Below are 2395 nucleotides of genomic sequence, written 5' to 3'. Positions count from 1 at the left end.
AACACCACTTGCAAGCGCATCCCATCCTGAACCACCTGATGGTCCTGCTGCCATACCAGCAAAAAGATCTTGAAGCTTCTGATACGCTTCTGATTGTACAAATTTCTCAAAACTACTCCGCGTATCTACTGGAGAAGGTTGTATAGCATTAGGAGAAGGTTGTGCCTCTGGTCTTGAAGCCACCTCTGCCATAGGCGTAAGTGCTTGTCCATCAAGCTCCTGCGCATTCGGTAGAGGAGCATGATTACCAACACCAAACGGTATTTCTGTGCGAGGAGTTATGTCGGGTGGTGTTTGTAATGGCGGCAAAGTAGGTAACTTTGGTCCAGTTGGTGCATGTGCTTCATTTATAATAATATCCAGTATATTATTATCCAGACCACTCCCAATCGCCCCACCAATTACTACAGGATTCTTCAATCCTTGTTTCATTAATTGTCCCAATCTTTTCCCCCCTGTAACCATTTTTGGAGCTACTCTAGGATAAAGATACCTAAAAATATGAGGTCCATATTTCAATGCCGCCCCAGTTGCTGCCCCAGCAGCTAAGCCTAATAATGGAAATGCCATCACGCTCTCCTTTAACCCTATCTATTCAGTAAATTGTGCAACGCATAGGATGCCAATCCAGCTGCTTCTGCACCAATTCCAGACATTGTAAATAAAGGATCTTTCCTCATCTCTTTACTCCTATACACCTAATTTTTTGCCTAAAAACTTGCCAAAAGGTTCAGCAATCTGAGGAGTTCCCATAAAACTTGTCCCAAGACCTGCGACTATCGCAAGATTCCGCCAAGGGTTGTTACCTTCCATCACAGAAGTTGTATGATTATTCGTCGTTGTGCCATAGTTTCTTGCAAAGCCATGCCCTGCATTCATCAACATATTCAACCTATTCCAACCGCTATTGTCTTGCTCCATCCAACGTTCTCGATCGGCATCAACAAGGCGTTGATTGTAATCATCAAGCACCCTTCCCCCCTGTAACGCATTGATATACGCATTGCCATAGCCTTGTAAGAAGTTATTCGCTGCTCCCAACTGGTTCTGATTGTATTGGTCAATCATCGCATTGGCTTGCATCATATTCTGCACATCCTGATTATACTGGTTAGCTGTAGCACTTGCCGACAAAGCGCCAAGTTCATTTGCCAATACACCCGTATGAGCACCTGAACCATAACGACCCGCACCTGCAAAAGAACTATTAATCGTATCTCTTACACGGTCTAAGCTATTTTGAAGGGCGGCATTAAAAGAAGGATTCTGCCCAACCATACCACCTGAAGCCATGGTTCTAAGATTATTTGCTGCCGACGTTGGATTGTTGATTGTATTCATCAAAAAGCGATTTTGATAATGATGAGGCACACTCCCAAGTCCTCCAATGGCTTGGGTGGTTTGAGCACTCAAAGGCGCAACACGTGGTCCCATATAAGTATTTCCACCAGCACCGGAGTTATAAAGATTATATGCATCTGTACCTCCCCGTTTAAAAACATTCTTCATCCATGAAGGAGGCGCTGTGGTTTGTACCTGATGTTGTTTGGTTTCAGTTGGGCGTTTTTCCCCCATCTTCAAGTCCCTTTCTATAATATATCATGTCTATTCCATAGCCTTGCTTGATCAGTGCCGGTTTCCAACCTAAACGACCCAAGATCTCCATCTCAAAAGCACCATTCTCACGCGCCCAATCCTCTATAACGTTTAGGTGATCAACAAGCTCTAATCCACCCTTTCCGCTACAGCCGCAAACAAGCGCACGCTTCTTACCTAATGCCGTATATTGAAGTTGGGTCGTTATGGCTGCTAAAAACTCATCATCATCATCAAGAACAAGCCATAACTGCTTCTTACCACTGCAAATCTCTTCGATAAGCTGCTGAAAAGTAAGCTCGTGCTTAAAACGCTCGCTATAACGACGAAAAGCTGCAAAGATATCTTCAAAGTAAGGGGCTATGCGTTCCTTATCCCAACAAGAGGTGAGAAACACTTTAGCCATTAGCGCCTGCCCAAAGACCGTATATCCGCATGAAACCCCGTGATATGGCTCCAACTTACTCCCGCTGGAATGCGCAATTTAAAACGGTGATAGCGATTGCGTGATCGACCATGATACGCACCTGTAACAAAGGAGCAGATCCTTTCATGATGCCATGTCATCGGCGTTTGACGGTCGCGAACACTCCGTTCCCCTATACTCAAAAGCCCCTCTAGCGTATCAACCTCGGCAAACATCTTGCTGATAAAGCTAAAGCTCCCATCAGGAGATCCCATCTCTTGCGAAACAATAACAGCTTCCATCGGGGCGCCTGTAAACACCACAAGCCTGTTTTGCCCATCAAAAGCACCAAGAACGGGGGCTCCACTTTGCCAAATCGCACTGTCTAGAGAA

The 2395-nt window shown here is 45.1% G+C and carries 2 protein-coding genes and 2 pseudogenes; all 4 read right to left on the bottom strand.

Going from position 1 to position 2395, the window contains the following annotated elements; all coding sequences use genetic code 11:
• Positions 1-570 (bottom strand): annotated as a pseudogene (locus AC0QT4_RS08825) (hypothetical protein); the annotation flags it as partial.
• Positions 571-690: 120 nt separating this feature from the next.
• Complete coding sequence (locus AC0QT4_RS08820; protein ID WP_473201304.1) at positions 691-1575, bottom strand: hypothetical protein; 885 nt, start codon at positions 1573-1575, stop codon at positions 691-693.
• The gene (locus AC0QT4_RS08815) at positions 1553-2002 is read right to left on the bottom strand and encodes a hypothetical protein (protein ID WP_473201303.1); all 450 of its coding nucleotides are present in this window, start codon (positions 2000-2002) and stop codon (positions 1553-1555) included. Before AC0QT4_RS08815 ends, AC0QT4_RS08820 begins: the two co-directional genes overlap by 23 nt.
• A pseudogene (locus AC0QT4_RS08810) lies at positions 2002-2395 on the bottom strand (hypothetical protein); the annotation flags it as partial. The gene AC0QT4_RS08815 and the pseudogene AC0QT4_RS08810, both read right to left, overlap by 1 nt.

This window comes from Bartonella sp. EBT8 (assembly GCF_055796165.1).
This window is presented reverse-complemented; position numbering and strand designations above follow the sequence as displayed.

What these genes read in the sequence shown, in the direction of transcription:
- AC0QT4_RS08820 (WP_473201304.1), bottom strand. Translation starts at nt 1,575, where the DNA reads ATGGGGGAAAAACGCCCAACTGAAACCAAACAACATCAGGTACAAACC.
- AC0QT4_RS08815 (WP_473201303.1), bottom strand. Translation starts at nt 2,002, where the DNA reads ATGGCTAAAGTGTTTCTCACCTCTTGTTGGGATAAGGAACGCATAGCC.